18 protein-coding genes and 1 pseudogene are annotated in these 20,051 nt (G+C 34.8%); 12 read left to right on the forward strand and 7 right to left on the reverse strand.

Translation table 11 applies throughout. The features are described from left to right. Positions 1–3: 3 nt before the first annotated feature. The 7 genes from AC3II9_RS09830 (at position 4) to AC3II9_RS09860 (ending at position 7,477) form a co-directional block, all read left to right on the forward strand. Positions 4–690: a hypothetical protein gene (locus tag AC3II9_RS09830; protein ID WP_391374846.1), complete on the forward strand. Its 687-nt coding sequence runs from the start codon at positions 4–6 to the stop codon at positions 688–690. Continuing rightward, positions 671–3,097, forward strand: a complete 2,427-nt coding sequence (locus AC3II9_RS09835; RefSeq protein WP_391374844.1) for a CD3337/EF1877 family mobilome membrane protein — start codon at positions 671–673, stop codon at positions 3,095–3,097. The genes AC3II9_RS09830 and AC3II9_RS09835 overlap by 20 nt, the downstream gene beginning before the upstream one ends. Before the next feature lie 65 nt (positions 3,098–3,162). Next, a complete protein-coding gene (locus AC3II9_RS09840; protein ID WP_391374841.1) occupies positions 3,163–3,849 on the forward strand; it encodes a hypothetical protein in 687 nt (228 codons plus the stop codon). Continuing rightward, a complete protein-coding gene (locus tag AC3II9_RS09845; RefSeq protein ID WP_391374839.1) occupies positions 3,846–4,934 on the forward strand; it encodes a peptidoglycan DD-metalloendopeptidase family protein in 1,089 nt (362 codons plus the stop codon). Before AC3II9_RS09840 ends, AC3II9_RS09845 begins: the two co-directional genes overlap by 4 nt. Before the next feature lie 174 nt (positions 4,935–5,108). Beyond that, a complete protein-coding gene (locus AC3II9_RS09850) occupies positions 5,109–5,663 on the forward strand; it encodes a hypothetical protein (RefSeq protein WP_391374836.1) in 555 nt (184 codons plus the stop codon). A gap of 211 nt (positions 5,664–5,874) precedes the next feature. After that, entirely contained in the window at positions 5,875–6,984 is a 1,110-nt protein-coding gene (locus AC3II9_RS09855; protein ID WP_391374833.1) for a hypothetical protein, read from the forward strand. Beyond that, complete coding sequence (locus tag AC3II9_RS09860) at positions 6,968–7,477, forward strand: hypothetical protein (protein ID WP_391374830.1); 510 nt, start codon at positions 6,968–6,970, stop codon at positions 7,475–7,477. Before AC3II9_RS09855 ends, AC3II9_RS09860 begins: the two co-directional genes overlap by 17 nt. 228 nt (positions 7,478–7,705) lie before the next feature. On the opposite strand, the gene AC3II9_RS09865 is transcribed toward AC3II9_RS09860, so the two are convergent. Next, positions 7,706–7,828 (reverse strand): hypothetical protein, encoded by a 123-nt coding sequence (locus tag AC3II9_RS09865; RefSeq protein ID WP_391374827.1) that lies wholly within the window; start codon positions 7,826–7,828, stop codon positions 7,706–7,708. A gap of 154 nt (positions 7,829–7,982) precedes the next feature. Between AC3II9_RS09865 and AC3II9_RS09870 the strand changes: the two genes are divergently transcribed. Continuing rightward, complete coding sequence (locus AC3II9_RS09870; protein WP_391374825.1) at positions 7,983–8,594, forward strand: hypothetical protein; 612 nt, start codon at positions 7,983–7,985, stop codon at positions 8,592–8,594. 399 nt (positions 8,595–8,993) lie between these two features. After that, positions 8,994–9,614 (forward strand): NAD(P)-dependent oxidoreductase, encoded by a 621-nt coding sequence (locus AC3II9_RS09875; RefSeq protein ID WP_391376587.1) that lies wholly within the window; start codon positions 8,994–8,996, stop codon positions 9,612–9,614. A gap of 412 nt (positions 9,615–10,026) precedes the next feature. Here the strand turns inward: AC3II9_RS09875 and AC3II9_RS09880 are convergent, their stop codons facing one another. Together AC3II9_RS09880 and AC3II9_RS09885 are read right to left on the reverse strand one after the other, a co-directional pair. Beyond that, positions 10,027–10,365 carry a type II toxin-antitoxin system PemK/MazF family toxin gene (locus AC3II9_RS09880; protein WP_391376585.1) on the reverse strand — a complete coding sequence of 113 codons (339 nt, stop codon included), beginning with the start codon at positions 10,363–10,365 and terminating at the stop codon, positions 10,027–10,029. Next, a complete protein-coding gene (locus tag AC3II9_RS09885) occupies positions 10,365–10,697 on the reverse strand; it encodes an AbrB/MazE/SpoVT family DNA-binding domain-containing protein (RefSeq protein WP_391376583.1) in 333 nt (110 codons plus the stop codon). The genes AC3II9_RS09880 and AC3II9_RS09885 overlap by 1 nt, the downstream gene beginning before the upstream one ends. Positions 10,698–11,682: 985 nt before the next feature. Here AC3II9_RS09885 and AC3II9_RS09890 point away from each other — a divergent pair. Continuing rightward, positions 11,683–12,222, forward strand: a complete 540-nt coding sequence (locus tag AC3II9_RS09890; protein WP_391376581.1) for a hypothetical protein — start codon at positions 11,683–11,685, stop codon at positions 12,220–12,222. Positions 12,223–13,321: 1,099 nt separating this feature from the next. Here AC3II9_RS09890 and AC3II9_RS09895 read toward each other — a convergent pair. Continuing rightward, positions 13,322–13,612: a hypothetical protein gene (locus AC3II9_RS09895; protein ID WP_391376579.1), complete on the reverse strand. Its 291-nt coding sequence runs from the start codon at positions 13,610–13,612 to the stop codon at positions 13,322–13,324. Between AC3II9_RS09895 and AC3II9_RS09900 the strand changes: the two are divergent. Continuing rightward, positions 13,548–13,691: pseudogene (locus AC3II9_RS09900) on the forward strand (transposase); the annotation flags it as partial. The gene AC3II9_RS09895 and the pseudogene AC3II9_RS09900 overlap by 65 nt on opposite strands. Before the next feature lie 167 nt (positions 13,692–13,858). On the opposite strand, the gene AC3II9_RS09905 reads toward AC3II9_RS09900, so the two are convergent. Then, positions 13,859–15,604: a hypothetical protein gene (locus AC3II9_RS09905; protein WP_391376577.1), complete on the reverse strand. Its 1,746-nt coding sequence runs from the start codon at positions 15,602–15,604 to the stop codon at positions 13,859–13,861. A 904-nt stretch (positions 15,605–16,508) separates the two neighbouring features. Here AC3II9_RS09905 and AC3II9_RS09910 point away from each other — a divergent pair. Beyond that, positions 16,509–18,047: a primase C-terminal domain-containing protein gene (locus AC3II9_RS09910; protein ID WP_391376589.1), complete on the forward strand. Its 1,539-nt coding sequence runs from the start codon at positions 16,509–16,511 to the stop codon at positions 18,045–18,047. 380 nt (positions 18,048–18,427) lie between these two features. Here the strand turns inward: AC3II9_RS09910 and AC3II9_RS09915 are convergent, their stop codons facing one another. Together AC3II9_RS09915 and AC3II9_RS09920 are read right to left on the reverse strand one after the other, a co-directional pair. Beyond that, positions 18,428–18,685 (reverse strand): helix-turn-helix domain-containing protein, encoded by a 258-nt coding sequence (locus AC3II9_RS09915; RefSeq protein WP_391376575.1) that lies wholly within the window; start codon positions 18,683–18,685, stop codon positions 18,428–18,430. A gap of 284 nt (positions 18,686–18,969) precedes the next feature. Then, positions 18,970–19,524 (reverse strand): recombinase family protein, encoded by a 555-nt coding sequence (locus AC3II9_RS09920; RefSeq protein ID WP_489155173.1) that lies wholly within the window; start codon positions 19,522–19,524, stop codon positions 18,970–18,972. Between the last annotated feature and the right edge of the window lie 527 nt (positions 19,525–20,051).

Genomic DNA, 20,051 nt, shown 5'->3' on the forward strand with positions numbered 1-20,051 from the left:
CAATTGGGGGAATTATGGCTAGGGTTAGCTTTTGGAAGTGCTTTATTGTTGGGAGCTTGTGGTAATGAGGCTTTTCAAAATACGGAGGATTCAAAAGTAATTGAGGAGAATGTGAAGCAGGATGAATTTGCAGAAATTGATGCAAAAATGCATGAATATATGGTTACCTATGTGATTGGCAATAGAGAAGCATTAGAGGGGATGTTTTACGAGGGCGACTTAGAAAAATATAGCAAGGCTAAAAATTCTAGCGATTTCTTGCCAAGTGAATGGGATGATATTCGCTACTATTTCCAGTATCGAAATGTAGGGAATAATTATGAAGTTTGGCGTACTAACCTTTATGAAGAAGATGGTTTGCTGTTATATGTTTTACGTTACCATCACGAAAGAACAGATTCTATGAAAGCTGCACCATTTGTTGCTGAGAAAATAGATGATAAGTGGCAAATTCGTTATGGTGCAGCGTACAGTTATTCTTCACCAAAGCTAGAAATTCATTTTCCAAGAGGAAAGGTCAAAGGGCCGATAATTAAAGATTTAATTGAGTTGTATCCCGAGCAAGCCACTAAATTAGTTACATTTGAAGAAACTAAGGAATTTTATGATGGTATGACAGAGGAAAAGCGTATAGAATTACAGCCGTATTTTGATGCATGGGAGTCTTATAATGATTGGCTGGATAAATAAAATACTTATTTGTATGATGGTCCTTTTTTGCCTGCCAATGTATCAAGTAAGTGCAGAAGACGAGATGTTTGATGCAAATTATGGCGAGTTTAAAAATGAAGATATTTATTACGATTTAGATATTATTACTGAGAAAGAAGCAAATGATGATTCAGAAGGCTTTTTAACAACTGTAATCAATGCCTTTGATATTTCAAATATTAGTGAAGGGGTAATGGAAGCCATTTATTATGTGTTTTTCTTACTCCTTGAACTAGCTTTTTCATTTAATATGTTCATGACTAATTTGATGATTAGTATTCTTGATTTTGCTTATGACATCAATATAGTAAATGATTTGATTGATTCTATGTCAGGGACTGTAATAGGTATCTCTGGGTTAGGTGATGGTTCAATTACAGTTGGCGGCTTATTTGGCTCATTTGGTGGATTGATTGCTATAATAGTGGCGCTATATACATTGTATCAATTTGTAGTAAAACGTGCTTCAATTGGTGCGTTTAGTAGCTTGTTAAAATCGATTATTGTATTTACTTTGGCTTTAGCATTCTTTAGCAATTACACAACTTTTTTAAAGGGTGCACATACCATTTCAAATGAATTTTCAGCATTAATATTGTCGGGGACAACAGGTGATGCAGTTATAGATGAAACGACAGGTGTAGTGAAGTCCAATACAATTCAGACTCAAATGTACGACAACCTTTTTAATACGTTTGTTCATAAACCTTACCTATTACTACAGTATGGAAGAACAGATGTATCAAAAGAAAGAGCTTTAAGGCTTTTAACTCTAGACCCACAAACTAATGAGGAAGAACGAAAAAATGAAGTAATTAATGAAATCGATAACGAACAAAATAATACAATGCTCGTTTCATCAATTTGGAAACGATATAATTACACAGGCATTATGATAATCGGCAATGCTGTTGCATCAATTCCAGTCTACTTGTTATCTCTATCATTGCTATTGTTCCAAGTATGGTTTTTAATCATGGCGATGGTGGCTCCATTTGTATTTTTATGGGCTGCGTTGCCAGGACAATTTGGTGTATTAAAACGATATCTATTCGAGTTTTCGTTACCGTTAGTTTTAAAATCAGTTGTTAGCATTGGTGCCCTTTTAATCTTTGGTTTAACAGAAGTGATTTATAGCCTAAGCGCAATTGCAGGTGGTGGCTCTAAAGGGCTTGTATTAGCGATTGTATTACAAACCATTTTAATCATGGCGATGTTCCTATTAAGAAAGCGAATTGGTGGAATCTTCACGAAAGGTTCAGAACAGTTAGCCTTAATGAGAGAGCAAATGCACGCTTCATTAATTGATCCAGCTAAGCAAGGATTCCAAAATACAGCAACGGCAGCTATTGGTACGACCGTTGCGGTTGCAACAGGTGGTGCTGTGGCTCCAGCTATGTTAGCAGCTAATGCCACAAGAGAAGCGACAAAGGCTATGACAGGAGATGTTTCTATTGGTGACGCTACGAAAAGTATTGCGACATCAGCTCTTGGTTATAAGATGCTTTCAGATAAAATGGCTAAATCGAATCTTGATATCAATTCACTTAATCATCTACAGGAATTTAGTGACAATGAACAGCTTGACTCAATGCAAGTAGACGCATTGAAACATCAATTAAAAGACCACCGTTTATCAGATGTTTCCGTAGAAGAATTAAATGACGCGAAAACAGCATATTTAGAAGCCTATGAAAATGATAATACGCATGGTCAAAGCATGAGTGAATACATGGCACGTCATATTGTGAAAAAACGAAATGCTGAGGCAACAGATAATTTAGTTCATCATCAAGAGCAAACGAAAGTCCTTTCTAGTCTCGCAGGTAAAGTAGAGGATACACGTAAAAAACAAATTATCGTAGAAGAATTGGGCACAGTCGGTGCAAACCAGTTTTATGATACCCTTGGGGATTATTTTAACGACATTTCGTTAATTGATATGGAAACATATGTGCATGAACATAAATTGTATGCTGAACAACAGGTTCAAAACGGTTCATTACCGAAACCATTTACGGACTTTGTCATTGAAAAAGTCGAGTATAAGCAGCTGACAGAGTGTTTAGATACGAATCTTCATGCGAATGCAGAGAAGATGAAGCAAATGCACTTACAGGTAAGAACAATTGAAAAGATTAATCAAATTTCTCAACAATCTTCATCTATTAATGAAACTCGTGGTGTTGTAGAAGTAAAAGTAACTGAGGAACGAATTCAAGAGATTTATAAGCAATATAACAGCTATCTTGAACATTATCCTACTTCACGTACAGCTCGAAATAGCACAGAGCCATTATCTAGAGATGAATTTATGATACAAAAAATAAAAGAGATGGTCGCTGACCCAAATATCGAAGCAAAAGAGCTTTCTCCAAAAAATTAGAAGGCAGCAGTCTATTAGACAATGCCATATTTACGAGAATACCCATTTAGTGATAGGAGCATGAGATGAGTAAGCGGAAAATCGTAACAAATGGCATGGTAGCGTTGGCTATCATGCTTTTTGTTTTTATGTACATGACAGGTAAAAAAGTCGAAAAGGAAGAAAAGCAAGCAAATGAAGATGATGTTGTAACAGAGCAACATATCGAAATGGATTCAGTAAGCCCTTTAGAAGATGCAGATAAGCACGAGGAGGGTCATCCTAGCCACACCCATGATGTAATGTCAGAAAGTGAACTAGATCAAAATGTGCGTCCCTTAGAAGATGCACCAGAAGAAGAACGAACATATACCATTTCAGATTATTTTACTGAAGATGAAATTCAAGCAGCAAAAGATATTGCTACTCAATTTTCAACCTCTATTTATTCATTTAATGGTGATGAGATAAAGGCACATATTGAAGCTGTTCAATCCATCACAGCCCCTGAATTATATGAAACATTAATTGCTCAAACAGGTAGAGCCACGAATAGTGCGTATAAAGCTGAAATTACTAAATTTGAATTGCTCGAAACCTATGACCAAGTTAGTACACACATGGTATTTTCTGCATTTATTGATGGCAAGGTATTTGGCTCAGATGGTTCGTTATTTGAAGAGCAAAGCTACGTCTATTATGTGAAAGTGGAAAAGCTTGTATCAGAATTTAAAGTGTCAGATGTGCGCATTGTAAAGGTAAATAGTCGATGAAAAAGATGCTTGTTATTGGTTCGCTTTCAATCGGTTTAATACCTGTATTAATTGTATGCTGTGTTGTGTTTGTACTGTTGATGGTAGCAGTAATTGTCGGCGGAAATAATGAAAATGCCTTTCCTAGTGGCTCATTTTCAACCGATATGTCAGTAATCGCTGAGAATGAAATCCCTGCTGAATTTATTCCGTTTTATCAGGAAGCCGGAGAAAAGTATGGTATCCATTGGCTGTTACTAGCCTCGATTCATAGACAGGAAACGAATTTCTCGCAAAATAAGACTGTATCTTCAGCGGGTGCAATTGGAGCGATGCAGTTCATGGATTGTACATTTGTTGGATGGTCTTACCCAACTTGCAATGGTTTAGGGAATGGTGGTATTCCAAAAGATATTTTGATGTCGCCTGCTCAAATTAGTAAGTACGGGGGCTATGGTGTTGACGGTAACGGTGACGGTAAAGCAGATCCCTGGAATGAGGAAGATGCTATACATTCAGCTGCGAAATATTTATCGGCTAATATGAAGGGTTCAACGGAAATAGACAAAATACAAGCTGCTATTTTTGCCTATAATCATTCTTCGCAATATGTAAACGAAGTATATGATCGTTTTATTGGCTATACAGATGGTTGGGAAGAGTTTGACGGCTCTGTTGCGACAACGATAAGAAATGGGAAAGCATGGCCAGTACCTTATACAAAACAAATTACTTCTCATTTTGGTCCACGTTGGGGTCGAGAACATAAGGGGATAGATATTGCGGTAAATGGTGTTGAAGGACAACCGATTGTAGCCTTTACAGAAGGTGTTATAACTAGGTCAGAATATAATTTGATTTATAGTGACGGTAAAGAAGTTGGCTGGGGCTGGTATGTAAGGATTAATCATGGAGATGGACTTGAAACGCTATATGCTCATATGAATAAGCAAGGTGTTCCTGTCGGTAAAAAAGTCAAAACAGGTGAAGTGATAGGCTATGTAGGAAGTACAGGCGGTTCAACGGGACCTCACTTACATTTAGAGTTTTGGATTAATGGTGTTCAGAAAAATCCAATTCCATATGTACAAGATTTATTGAATTAATGTAAACACTTGATGTATCAACGTTTGCCGGGAATTTTCAGCCCTTTTTGTAAACATTTTTTCCATAAATGATTTTGTTTACGAAGAATGCTGTGGAAATCTTAGAAAAATAAATAAGAAAGCTGATATATCAAGTGTTTACGAATGTTTACAAAATATGAAGGGAAGATAGATGTGCAAGCATTACAATACATAAATTTTAAGGAAAATGAAATCAGGATTCCTTACTATTCCTTTAAATATATAGGCTTTAAAAATAGTGATTTGAAAATGCGAGCACAATCTACTCGTAATGATAGGCAGCGTATTGCAAAACTTGAAAAAAGCACGTTAAGAGAGTGGTTTTTTAATGAAACACATAAGCAATTGGATCGCACAGCTGATTATTTTAGGTTTTCAAAAGCAATTTGTATCATCATCCATCATTTCTCAACGAAAAGAGCGACTGATTTAGATAACTATGATTATAAATATGTCATTGATGCGGTGAAATCACTTCAAATTATTGAGGATGACAGCTTTCATTACCTAGATTTGTATACATCTGGTGTGCAAGGAGAAGTCGATATGTTGGAGTGTTATTTGATACCAAGCGGTTATTTATCTAAATTTGTTGATTCTAATGTAATACCGAAATTACAGCAGCAACCGGCTCAAATTATCCGTATGAATGAGGAAATTTTAAAGATAGCGCGTGCTCGATTGCTTGATGAAAGTAAATTTTTTTAGGTGCTTTCAGAGGGTCAAAATTGCTTTTTTCTTTCGATCTCAATTTTGACCTAGTTTTATGACAAAAATGGAAGCTCTAAAACAGTGATATATCAGGATTTTTCACCGATTACAACTTTAATTCGATTCTTGCAGTTTAGAACGAGGATAGGGATAGCCAGACAGAGCCGAGAGATAAACAAGCCCAGTATAAAGGAGCCACCCATAGAAAATGACACAAACGATTTATAAGCGATTATCCGAAAGAAAAATACAAATATTATTAGACCTCTGTAAATTTCGCGTGCTGACAACGGAACAACTAGGGGAGAGGAATGCTGATGTGACAACGATGTATTTAAATAAAGTGTTGTATCAGCTACGTAAAGCAGGATTGATTCGTTCTTCTACACAATCAGGCTCACGTGGTCAGAAGAAGGGTCATTCCTTTCATGCAATTTCAATGCGTGGTATAGGAGCACTACATTATAATCAGCACTTTGTTGATGAAAGCTTTGCAGATAATTATTTAACTGAGCAGCTTCGCTATTATGTCTTAACAGCAAATGATTTATTAGTAAGAGCAATGGAGAACTGGCAAGTCCATGATAGCAGAGCTACTAAAAAGCTATTTGGATTAGGTAGCCGTACACAAGTACAAGGTGCTCTAATTAGTAAGGATAATCAACAAAGCTATGCCATGTATGTAATGACGGAAGCGCCATTAACACAGACAATCGGTAAAATTCAGAGCGAAATCATGGAACGAGCTGGCTCTATTCGTCAGTATGTGGTTTTTGGAAAAGGAAAGAAGGGAATCGAGGACTTCATGCATATAGCCATGAGTAAAACGACAACAAAAGACTTTCTATATACGGGCTATTCCATAAAAGTAATCCCGTTCAAGCTAGGACAACAAATTCTAAAGACGTTTTCAAGCTTTGAAGATTGGGAGCAGCACAGTTTATATCACTTTGCTTCTGTATACGGTTTTAAAGTAATTTATAGTGAATTGGAAAAGGGTACAACTGCAGAGGATCTTTTAAATCAATCGACTGCCGAACATTCCGTTTTCAAAACGATTATAGAATACCAGGGCAAGCGGTATTTTTATGTGAATATAATGGATCTCGATATTAAGAAAATCCAAGCGATTCAAACATATAGTGAAGCGGATAGTAGAAGGCATGGGATGAATTTATTGGTTTGTACGTCTATGAAATTGCAGGAAGAGCTTGTTGCTGTGAAGCGGAACTTTATTGAACCGATTCGAGTAGCACCGAATGAAGTTTTAAAGGTCTTTCATTTAAAGGGGGAAGCATCAGATGCAGCCAATGACTAAAAATCAAATTATCCGAGCGTTACTTTACGACGTTTGCTTTGCCACGGGTTATGCCTTTTTAATTAGTAGTGTAATGGGGTGGTTTGTCCCACCAGCCTTTTTATCCTTTTTATTGATTCTCCTTTCAGCAAGTTTATTTGTGCTTCATACACGAGTAGATGAGCAGAATCAAAAAAAGGAAATGGCAATGCTGTTTGTGATAGGGGCACACGTGATTCTTCTATTTGCAGGGTTAATCAAAATTACATGGCAATCGGAGTCAATGCCTGTTCAAGACATGATTTTATTAATTGTCATATGTTTAGCGATGATTGTTTTTTACGGGATATTTGCTTATTTCAGAGCGAAATCAAATTATAAAAAGGTGCGAGGAAATCAGAAGCACAGTGCGAAGTGGCGTATTAGCCAACGTGAGCGTGAGCAGATGGAACTTGATGAGAAAAATGTATTCTTTTCTCTAGGTTTTGAGTATGAAAAAGAAGGAGAAATTTAGATAAATAGATTTTTAGAAAAAAATAATTTTCTTAAAGTGGAAATGAGTATAATTCTGAAGGAACCCCTAAATATATTATAATCATGGTGGCGTATATAAAAGGATTCGTGCATTTAATAGCATGAATCTTTTTTTGTTTAGAAGCTAGCCCAGCAAACACTATTTTATATGCTTATAGCAACGTTAGCAGATGACATTGTTGAGAGGAAATAAAAAAGATGAGCAGGCTTAATTTTTTGCCCGATCATCTTTTTTCGCTTTCTTTTTCTTTTTAGGAATAGTAGGGAAACCATATCGTTTTGATTGATTCCGTAAAGCTTCTACCAGCTCTAGTTTTCTCTTTTCATCCATTCAAGATCCCTCCTTTAACAAGTATTCTTGACACCTTTTTCCACTTATATACAAAGTGGAATAGATCCGCTACCCTACTCATAAGATGAGAGCAAACCCTGGGACTAAAAGATAGGGTGCTACCGAAAAACAATGGAAATGAGGGGTGTCGAGGGTGAATAGGGGAGCAACATTTAGAAGGAAAAACCGAAAACGGGATTTGAAGCCCTACATTTTAATAGAATTAAAGGATGCTATTTATAGATTGTCTTTTCTCACATATACGCCAGTCAAAGATATAGCAGAGCAATTAATACTCAATTCAATACAAAATAAAACGATTCTGGACAGTCTATCACGCCACTTCAAGCGTGAAATCTATTTGAACAACACTTGGTATAGCGGACATTTAATCGATGGTCCTATTGGTAAAAGGGCTGAAGGAGAATGTGAAAGAATTACAACGAGATTGAGAGAAGATGATTACGAAGATGTTCGTAAACTTGCTTATGCTTTGGATTGTAGTACTGCAAGAGCCGGTTCTTTATTAATAGAAGCGAGTATGAAAGATATGAATTTTATCAATAGCCTTATAAAACAATTTATGGCACAACAGCTAAGTGAGCGGGAAATGAGAGAATTAAGGGATTTAATGAAGTTTCTTAATAAACAGGACAGTGAGCATCACAGTTGGGCTGTGATATTATCTCAAATTGCAGATGAGGTGAGCGTTCCTCTATCAAGGCTTAGGGAAGCGGTCGCTGAATTTATTAAGAGGAAATCGTAAGCTGAAGTCGTGTATGTAAAGCACGACAAGCCAGTGAAATTGAAGCTCAATAAGAGGCAATATTTACAGATGGTAACTCCAAAATAATCATGGAGTTACTCTGTCTTATTTAAAAATCAACATTATTTTTTTACATAGGGTCTCGTATAGGTTTATAAAAAGATTGATTATTTAAAATAAAGATTGATTAAAGATCCTGTTGATATGCAGGTTCTTTTCTTATTCCACAATCGGGCCAGTTTATTGAGCTACTTCTTTAAAGAAAATTAGTTCTCTATTCTAAAATTTTAGTAGTTTGAATTTATATACTTAAAGTAATACTACCTGAGTTAAAAAAGACGAAATAATAGCATTTATAGTGTAGTGTATTACTTGTATCGTAAAAGGAGGATTATACTTTTGAATATTTTAATTTTAGGTGCAACTGGTCGAGTTGGAGGTCAAATAGTTAATTATGCTCTTCATGACAGACATCATGTTACTGCAGTAGTTCGTACGCCAGAGAAGATTCAAATAAATAATGAAAATTTAACTATTATTCAAGGTAATGTTTTAAATAAAGAGGATATCGTACGTGCAATGCACGGAATTGATGTAGTTATTAGTGCGCTAAATACTGATGGAGTAACAACTTTGTCTGAAAGTATGCCACACATTATAGAAGGAATGGAAAACAAAGGTATACAACGGATTATAACTATAGGAACTGCAGGTATCCTACAAAGTAGAACCACCCCAAATTTACTGCGTTATCAATCAAGTGAATCAAAGCGTAAATCAACCCGTGCAGCAGAAGAACATCATAAAGTTTACGATTTACTTAAACAATCAACACTCGAATGGACTATTGTATGTCCTACATATTTACCAGATGGAGAAAGTTTAGATGAATATCGTGTGGAACGTGATTTCTTACCGGTAGGTGGAGTAAAAATATACGTATCCGATACAGCAGAATTTACATATAAGCAGATTGAAAGTAACAATTATATAAAATCACGTGTAGGTATCGCCTACTAATAATATTCTCTTACATTATTACTTGCTGTCACAAGGTGAAATTTTATTGTTTGTGAAAAATTGTACTTAAACTAAAGGGTGCGTTAGTTAAAGAAGAATTAAGTGATTTTAGATTTGAGAACTTCTTGTAGTTATTCCATTAAAGGGCGCTATTTTTGAATAAAACTTAGATTTTCAAACGACTTTTTTGATATAATTTTTAGTATAGTGAAGTATCTTATACGAAAATTACACAATTATATTTTAACCCCATCCTAAATTTAGAAAGGGGTTACGTTTATTTGAGGTTTTAAAAGTTAAATAGAGAGCTGTATTCGGCTCTCTGTTTTATTTTGAATTATTTATGTAAATTAATGGCGAAAAGGGTTTGTGAAGGCTTTTTCATCTGTATTATAAAATTAATAAACGCTCTTTAATAAGACAAAAACGTTTCTATTTTCGCTAAGCATTCCTCAACAATTTCATCATCAGCTTTTGCAACAACTTGTATTTTACGTGATTTCCAATCTAAATTTTTAACTTGGTCTGTTTCTACAGCGCCAGTAAAAAATTCGCCCTCTGGTAAATGTACCTGAAACGGCCAGTCCTTTACTGTATTTGTAATAGGGCATATACTAGCAAAGCCTGTTTTTTGATTAAATGCTTTAGGAGATAAAACGATGGCTGAACGTCGCCCAGCTTTTTCTACTCCTGCTTGTGGATTTAAATTTATATAAACATAATCGCCACGTTCAGGCACTTGTATTGACATTAGATTAATTCCTCACCTTCGATACCAAAATCTACTTCTTCGCTACGGTTTTCAAGCACACATTGTGCCAATAACTCATCTAACGTATACTTTTTACGTTTCTTTTTGATAGGTACAAGTACGACACTGCCATCGCTTAAACGTTTAAATTCAACGCGTGTACCTTGTTCAATTCCAGCCTCCTTTAAAATATCTTTGGGGAGACGAACAGCTAAACTATTACCCCATTTTTGTACAGTAGAACCAGGATGTACGATTTCTTCTTCGATCAGTTCTTCGAGCGGTGCTTTTAATGCTGGCATAATTTCTTCCTCCTCGTATTTTTCGTTCATTATATCACCTCACTTGTAAAATGTATATACATTGTATCTACATAATTGTTCCCTATAGATATATGTTTTAATCAGTCAAATGTTGAGTGTTTTACTAAACCATTCTCGTTTTGTCCCAAATCAATACGAAAAACTCTATCTAGGGGCACCGTCATAAAAATACGGATTTACAACGTTAAAGAATTGGCTACGTATGCAAGATTTTATTCAAAACTTGAGCTTTTTAAGTTTCTTTTGAACAACGTTGAAAACCTTGGTGTATATAGTGTTCAACGTTTTTGTATAAAAAACTGTATATTAATGGAGTAAAGAAAAACAATTAAAACATTGATATAAAAACGTTTTAAGTGTTTTATTGTGTCCCAAAACTTTCATTTGGGAACGTTATTAGGTTTATTTATGTATACGTTATAAATCCTTGTGGAATTTAAGTACATGTTAATTGAATTAGAAAATTGGAGCTTATTCCACAATCACGCCCGATTGCGTTGCCGCTTGGTGTGCAAAAAATAATGTACTCGTTCAAAGTATGTATCAGTGGCTGCGTAAGTCACGTACACAGACAAAAATTCAATCCGACAGTGGTTCCTATTGTTGTGCAAGATCCCGTTCTATCTGAAACGAGATCAAGATTTTTTAGATTTCATATTTAAATTGACAGTTGATATTAATGCTCTAAATTAAGATGAACAAAAAGAAAAATATCTTGAAGTTATTTAGAAGAAATATTTAAATGGACAAGATTTGAAGCAGAGCATTACTACTATAATAATGCGTTAAAGGTGATTAAAGAATTAGCCACTGAATCGGATATCTCTATAATAAGTATTATCATCAATTTACCATTTTATTGTAAATATAGATTGAATTAATAAATAAATACATTCCATAAATGTAAAATTAGATATAAAAAGTTATATAATTCCAAATTATATTGATGTACAATACTATTATAAGATAAAAAATGAAAAGGGGATAATTTTAGATGAATAAATTTTTTAAAGTGTTTTCGTGGATATTAACTTTGACACTAGTATTTACTGTTTTTGCTCCTATGGGAAATGCTCAAGAAAAGGATGTAATTGAAGGATATGATGAAGCTGAATTTTTAGAATTAATGAATTTCGTTAAATCGACTATTGAAGTAGATGAGTTGGGAAATGCCAAAGTTAACTTAGAAAAAATAGAGAATGAATTAGGTTACATACCTCAAGATTATATTGATTTTAATAACTCAGATAAAAATATAAATGTATGTACTCAACAAAATACGACATTGAACTCTTTGAAAAGAGTATCTACGTACTCTTACTCCAGTCCTTACAATGATTGTATTGTTAATGAAATTAAAATTGCTTGGAAAGATATTACAGGAGTTGCAAGTTTAACTGCTGCAATTGAAGCTTTGGCGGCTGGAAAAGAGTTAGAAGCTGCAAAGCACATAATTAAAGCTGGTGCTAAAGGTGGTATTCATGGGATAGTATTGAGTTTAGGATGGATACAAATTAAATGTATAGGTGCTTAATAGTTAAAAAAAGTCGTCATTATAAAGCGGTACCCAAGTCAAGGACAAACTAAAAAAAGATTACGCTGTTATGAGATGGTTCCTGTATTGCACAGGAGCCATCCTTTTTAATTTCATTGGTAACAGTAATTGTTGTTGTAGACCATAGGTCAAGTTTCGCGCGTAGTTCATCTAACATTTTCACAGAATCAAAATCAACTTCATCTTTAAAATGACCGCAAAACGATTCCTGTAGCGCATTGTCCCAACAGTGACATCGACTGACCTAACTTTTGTTTTTTCCCGGGGTGCCTGAAATTTAGGGCTTGTATAATGAACCCCTTGATCGGAATGGATAAAGGCTTTTGGATGGGGCTGTACACGCTTATTTCGAATAATTAGCCTATTGATGGTTTTCGTAGCGATATCCCTTTAAGATGAGGTCACGCGCTTCTAAATCCTTCTGTTATCTAGCTGCACGCATCACCCGTCTTTAGTCTTTAAATAGCTGTAATAACCCGAAACGAGACACGTTTTAGAGCACACAAAAATAAGTCACCATGCGATTGAATGGAAACTGTTCAAATGTATCTGAAATAAGCTGAAATATCTTATTTGTGCTGAGTTTTTGACTTTCGCTGACAATGCGCTAAAATCCCAATAATCCCCTCACCTTTTTCTCTTGAAAGTCCAGTATATAAAAAATACCTGTAAATAGCACCTTCTTTTTCAAGTATCCTATCCACAGGTATCATATTATTATGACGAATTTTTTTTTGATATTATTTTTAGTAACAAATAGATAATTGAAATGATAAATATAAATATAAATGATTTAATCCAGGTAACTTCATCTCCAGCTATATATTTCCATAACATTACACTCAAATATACAAAAATTAACATAAATAAGTATATGAAAATATATTTTTTTAAGGGATTAGTTTTGTTACTTTGATGAGTCAAAATACCACCTCGTTTCTTCAAACATTTGTGAGTATTTTCTAATGATAAAGAGTTGAATAGAAAGATACGCCCTTGTTTGAATATTTTTTCCGTAATACACTTTTAATTTTATTAATTTAAACTTATGTCATTATTATATATATTACCATAATTATCATTTTTGTAAAAATGTGTATATTTTTTTATTTGAAGCGGCTACATCATCAGTAAAATTACCGATAAATGTATCTCCATATGCGAACATTAGTAAATAATCCATTTCGAAGGCTTGTACAAACGTCAAATTATTAGAAGCAACTTTAACTGAACCTGTTTGAGTTATTAGCTGTTCATCTCGAAAATCAAGCTGTTCGATTTCCTCTAATTTTACCCCTTTGTAAGCAGATGCGAAAGAAAAGCATGGTATGCGATGGACAACCCTACGTGGGATTAAAAAATTGTCCATGCAAGCGATGCTTACTTTTGCTGCTATGAATTTAAAAAAGCTTGCCAATTGGACATGGCAAGCTCTAGAAATAGTCTAAATTAGAATACTCGAAGAGTACTTTTACTTAAAATAAGACTATAAAATACCCCGAAAAATATTAAAAATACAAAAGGCCTTCAGAATGGTCTCATTCTGAAGGCCTTTTGTCGACAATCTGAATATTTTTCTACAAATATCTTTTTCCCTTTTTATTTTTATCTAAATTTATTTTTTTATACTTTTCTTCTCGTCATACCAATCCTGAAGCTTCTGCATACTTGCTTTATTCGAGCGTTTCGCCTCTTTATTGATATAACGTAATAGTGTACTGTGTGACATACCAATTTCAGATGCAGCAGATCGAATACTTAGCTTATGCTTATCAATTAGTTCAGCAACGCTCTCTGGTGACAATGGAACGTCTTTTAAGGATTTAGCTTCAGTAGAAGTAGGCTCTAAATCGATTGTGACGGTCGAGTCCAATAATTGTTGCTTTGCTCGCTCTTTTTCAAGAAGAGCTGCCATTTGACCGTACTTCTTGCGATTATCCTCAATTGTTTCCTGTGGTGGTAAAATGATTAAGTTTAACTCGCCCCAATACTTTCTCACCCAGTCCCTTTTCCCAACACGAGATTCATCGACAGGCTCTTGGTAGTACCATTCAGCAATGATGCCATCGTGTGTTAAATCATCTAATGTTTGTTCAAGCTTATCACGTACTAATACACCGTTATAGCTTGAAGGAAAGTCCAATGTCTCGACCAACGTACGCACTTTAAATGGTTGTTTTAAGTTACGTGAAAGGGTACGAACCTTCCATTGATAGCTTAAATATCGGCCTAATCGTTTTAATTCACGCTGTGTATGGTAGCTGTATTGGATAATCTTTAAATCAAGTGGTACGAATGTTTGTAACGACGTATCAAAGTAAGTACGAAGAATAGGGGCTGGTTTAATTTTCAACTCATAAATCCCTTTAGGTTCGCCAGTCTTTTTGTCATAAGCTACTTTTACGTTGTTAATATCAAACATACGGTGGAATGTTGTGAAATCATATTCCTCATCGTCTTTGATTTTGTCTTTATTTACGACTTTTATATCGTTTTCACGCATAGAAATCCAAATAGAAGATAATGCAGCTACACGTTTCATAATTTTAAAGCGGTCACGTTCTCGAATGATTAATGGCTTGTTACCAGGATTATCGTGGCGAAGCTTTAATACTTCATCACTATGGAAATCTATATAGCCATCTTCATCTTTTTGCTGAAGGACCCACATATGCGAAATAATATCGAGTAAATCCGCTGTTAATTCATCAAATGCATTAATAGTAGATTCCACTAAAGACAGCCAGAGCTTTTCTTGATCTTGATCAGGCAATGAAATTGTATCTTTACGAAGTTGAGCTGTACCACGTAGTTCACCTTTAGCATCAATCATATCGGACACATAAACACCATCTTCCTTCTCATTAAACTTTTTACTTGAAGATACGGTATCACGCATTAATAAATACTGAGAATTTAGTGTAGTAAAAATTCGCTCGTTATCTAAGGCGTCCTCTGTTGCTTCTAATAAACTTAATTGTTCGACCTGGAAGTCTGCTATTGGTTCGTTTTCAGAATTCACTGGTCCACTTTGTTCTGTTTTATTGGATACTTGGTCCTCTTCTAATAGTAATGGTTCAACTTCATAAATAATCGTATCTATATAATCAACAAATGCTTCTCTTAAAAGAGCTTTTGTAACGGGTCTACCTTGTAGCAATGTATGGAATACACATTCAGAAAGGGCTTTAAAGCTAGGTGATACTTGGTAAGTAAGATCTTCTGATAAGCATTCTGCGTCCACTTGCCACTGCTTAGCTGTGTTATATTTTGAGAAAAAGCTGATAGCTTCTTGATATAAGGCCAATGGCAACCACTGTGGTTTAATGACCATACGCTCTGGTAATTGGTTTAGGCTCAACTAGAACACCTCACAGACAATTTTTTGATACAATTATACCAAAATGGTTTAGAAAATCATTAAAAATAGACCAATTCTACGGTTTGTATTATCGTTTTTCGTTTCAGCAATAAATACTACCGATAAAATGAGCCACTGTGGTCTAAATATAATACTTTTTAAAGATATTTCACCGATTTGCGTCCATATTTGATAGTATTCGGTCTACTTTTGCCGATTTTTAGGGAAAAACAGGTGTGATTGTATGAATTTATATTAAATTCCGTCCGGTAATCATACAAAGTGGTCTGTTTTTGGTGCGAAAATTAATTTTTCCGTCCAATGATGCTAGTAATGGTCTACATTCATTACATAATAGTGAAATCTCGTCCGTAAATGATGGTAATGGTCTATATATATGTCCAGTGCTCATACTAACGGTCTGTTTAATGGTCTGTTTTTCCGTCCAGTAATCATACTAAAATTTTTCTCTCGTCCAACAGTCATACAATACTTGTTGATATAAAGCGATTTGTCAAAAATACCATGAACAGCGGACGAAATTATGAACCAAAATAGACCGGAATTCCGTCCACTAGGTATACTTTATTTTCAAATCGACTAAAAAAATTCCGTCCAGTAGTCACACTAATTGAAATGGTCTATTTTAGAAAACATGATTAAATCAGTATTTTAGTTAATTTTCTGTTTTAGCAAGTGGTCTATTTTTAAATTAAAGTGGTCTATAATTCCGTCCAATAGTGTCAGTATTCAATTTTTAACAAAATGGTTCAACCCCTTGTGGCAGTAAGGCTGAGAGGTGGTCTGTTTTTGGTCTATTTTTCTCTTAGAGAAGCCCATTTTCGACCAAACCCGTTTACTATACTTAACTCTAATTACATTTAGAGAGAAGTAGGTGAACAAGATGCAGACAGCGGTTGTACATAAAGCAGACCATCTAGAATTGTTTGATGTGCTATTACACCAGGGGATTACAAAATATAAACCAACAGGATCTAAAGCTTCACTACCGAAGCAGGTAGAGGCAGCGAAGCAAGACAAGCTATCGAAGAAGGGGGCTATCTTTGCCGTCCGTAAAAAAGCAGATTTTACAGACCACGGTGTAAAAGGATACATTATTACCTCAAAGGAAACAATTCTTGAAGATGCACCAGAGCTGTCGCACTTTACACCGAATATTTATCGTACTTATACATATAAAGATTCAGCCCGTCGTTATATTCAAGGCTTTGAAGAACGTAATCTATTACAGATCAATACGTTTGTGGTTGATATTGATACAAATAAATACTCACGTGAGGATATTTTAATGGCTTGCTTAGAGGAATCGATTGGTTTACCTACATTAATTGTGGCAACTACTCGAGGCTATCAGGTCTATTTTGTGTTAGCCGAGCCTTTATTTATCTCAAATAAAAATGACTTTAGAGGGCTGAAGGTAGCAAAACGTATTAGTGACAATCTAAAACGTAGCTTAAAATCAGTTGAAGCAGACCTATTTTGCAATGATTTTGGCTTTTTCCGAGTACCAAAGCCATCTAATATCGTTTTTAGCCAATTAGATACAACATACTCAATGTCTGAATTCATTAATTGGTCTATGCGTCAAGACGACGATATGGAAAGACCTTTATTTGTTGTCCCTACTCCTGGTGCTCAAAAGGTTTCAATAATGCATACAGACTGGTTTAATGCGTTAATCCATGCAGTAGATATCAAAGGGAAGAAGGGGCAAATTGGGCGTAATAACACGTTATTTACGCTAGCTTTAATCTGCCTTCAAGAGGGTTGGTCGAAGGAACGTACAATGGATTTCTTAGACGAGTTTAATTACCGTTTACAATATCCGCTTTCTGGTCCAACTTTAACAGCTGTCATTGAATCTGCTTATTCAGGTAAATATCAAGGTCCTGCTAAGGAATACGTTGAGGAATTACTGGCTACTTATGTACCTAATCGTACGTTTGAAGTGAAATTAGGGGGGAAGGGTTGGTATAAGTTTAAAAAAGCCCGTGAGGATCGTGAGCGAAGCCACTATGATGAGTGGGAAGAAGATATTATTAACTACATTACGGCTGAATTTAACCATTCAGAGCCGTTTATTTGGCGTACACAAAAAGAAATCTGTGATGCAGTGGGAATTCCATCAAGTACGTTAAATATGTTAATTAAACAATCAACAAAACTAATCAAAACGGTATCAGGTAAAGGACGCTTCAGCAAAACAGGCTGGTCTACGGTCTCTTTATTCATGAAACACGTTTTATTTAGCATGCAGCAATCTAAAATCGCCTATAAACAATATATTCAGCATATTCAAAATGATTTTGTAAGAGAGTGCATTGCATCACCAGCCCGTATCCATCTTGAAAACTTGGTAGACAAATTAGTTGATCAAACTGACCAGTTGGTACTCAGCAACATTCTTCGGAGTCCTAGTTAATTTAATACTCCACTCTGCCCTTACATATTTCTATTTACAGGGGGTCTCTTTCTAGGCGAGTGTTTTATAGCTTGAGTAATTATTTATGTTTTAGGGCGTGAAGGTCTTGGTACAAGACCTTCACCCTGGGGAGTAGAGTGAATCTTTTGTGCTTTTGTTTCTATATCGAAGTGTAATACTTGGCCAGTAGTTATATTTTGTTTTTTATGTGTACAGTAATACTGCTATTAAGTTAACAGCATGAATGATTAAATAGGGGTATCATGAACATAGAAGTTTTGAATTTTAATTAGTGAAAATAAAAAACAGAATCAACAATAGATCCTGTTTTAAAAGTGCTTTTGAAATTAATTAGGTGAAAAATAATAAGCTTATGCAGCTTAACGATTAGATTTCATTGGTTGTGTTTCGATTTCAGTAAATACTTCGTGTGAAGTGAACTCACCAATTGTTAAATTAAATGCTTTAGCAATTTGGAAGATAGCTTGCATAGATGGGTTTTTAACTTTTCCTTTTACAATGTCATTTACAGTAGATTGTGTTAAATCAGCTCTACGTGCTAATTCAGAAATACTATAATTGTGTTCATTCATAAGGGCTACGATTCTTTGTCTAACGGCTTCTTGCATTGTATGCATGAATGGTTCCCTCCAAGGTTTTAAAGGCTCTTTTAATATGTTTTAATTTTGTTTATTGTTGAGATTTTAGGATATAGCCAGCAGTAGGGGTTATTACTGCATGAAAGATATATCTAATATACTATTTAATGAGATTTCGTTAAAATATTCAAGTATTTATAGCTGAAAACATAAAAAAGAATGTACAACTATGGCTAGTGCACATTCCTTTTGGCCTAGTGACAGGGTTCCTGCTGTAGACCGCAAAGTAAAATTGAAGAAATAATAAAACTCGCCCTATTTTTTTATTTCTTCAATCTTTCTACTGCCCTATATAAGGAACCTTGAGATATTCCAGTTGCTGAGATTATCTCCTTTATAGAATATTCTTCACTATCATACATCCGTAGCGCAACAGCAAGATTTTCTTTATCCAACTTGGGTCTACCTAATGTTTTCCCACGTCTTTTACTTGCTTCAAGTCCTTCCTTTACCCTTTCAGCAATAAGGTTCCTCTCTAATTCAGCAATGACACACATCATTTGAAACATGGCTTTACCTGTAGAGGTTCTTGTATCCATATTTTCTTTTAAAGAAATGAATTGAACCCCCATCTCTTCTAACTGTTGAATAATGTTGAGGATATCCAATGTTTTACGTCCTAAACGGGAGATGCTCTCCACTACAACTGTATCGCCTTTACGGATAACATCAAAAAGTTGATGAAGTCCCTTTCGATCTTTAACTGTACCAGTAAATTTCTCCTTAACTATTTTTTCACAACCATATTCATTAAGCATACCAATTTGCCGATCTAAGTTTTGGTCAATTGTAGACACCCGAGCATAACCAATAATCATTTGTAACCTCCAATAAAATTGTATATTTTTATTTTACTAGGGGTACAGACAACATTTCGGAAATTTTGTACGCTAAGCAAATTTCAACCTAAAAAAGTTGAATTTCCATATGCTAAGAATTCAACTTTTTTATTTTGCTTGTTTAACTAAATAAAGCAGTCTTTTGTTAAATGCTCAACTGTAGTTTTATAAAAAGGATTCAACTTTTTTATAAAAGTAACTAATAGCTGCTAATAAAGAATCCATTTTGATCAATTTTTCAAAATGGATTCTTTATATTTATAGTAAAATCAGTTTTTGGGGGCTTACGGCACATTAAACGATCGAGAGCTTCCTTCACATGTACGATAGGCTTCAAGGGGCCTTTGTCTTTACCTCACATAATTTTGCAATACTGACTATATGAGAGAGAAGCGGTTTAACAAAATTCTGAATAAAAATAACACAATTTTGCAATACTGACTATATGAGAGAGAAGCGGTTTAACAAAATTCTGAATAAAAATAACACAATTTTGCAATACACGT

It is taken from the genome of Lysinibacillus sp. RU7, assembly GCF_057837305.1.